We start from the raw sequence: 507 nt of genomic DNA on the forward strand, positions 1-507 counted from the left end.
CTGGTTCCCGCTGCTCTGGAGAACCAGATCCACAAAGGCAACGCTGAGCGTATCAAGGCCCGCATTATTGCCGAAGGCGCCAACGGTCCTGTGACCCCGGAGGCTGAAACGATATTGAATAAAAAAGGGGTGATGATCATTCCGGATATTTACCTGAATGCCGGCGGTGTGACGGTTTCCTATTTTGAGTGGCTCAAGAATCTTTCCCACGTCCGTTTCGGCAGGATGGAAAAGCGTTATCAGAGCGCCTTAAACAAAAACATCATGCAGGCTATTGAAAGTGTGGCTCCGCATAATACTAAAATTCCCGCCCCTCTGGTTCAAAATCTTCAATCTGGCCCCGATGAGCTAGACCTCGTCTATTCCGGTCTTGAAGAGACGATGATAGTAGCTTACGATAACATTCGCGAAACTTTATTAGAAAACAAAAAAATCGGAGACCTAAGAACGGCAGCTTTTGTGACAGCTATCAGAAAAATTGTAGAATCCTATAAGCTTTTGGGCATT

The 507-nt window shown here is 46.4% G+C and carries 1 protein-coding gene; it reads left to right on the forward strand.

Annotated features, from left to right (window positions below):
• Positions 1 to 507 (forward strand): Glu/Leu/Phe/Val dehydrogenase (locus tag NZ585_15215; GenBank protein ID MCS7081377.1); only part of this gene is annotated, 507 nt, incomplete at both ends.

It is taken from the genome of Chloracidobacterium sp. (assembly GCA_025057975.1).
Lineage (GTDB): Bacteria > Acidobacteriota > Blastocatellia > Chloracidobacteriales > Chloracidobacteriaceae > Chloracidobacterium.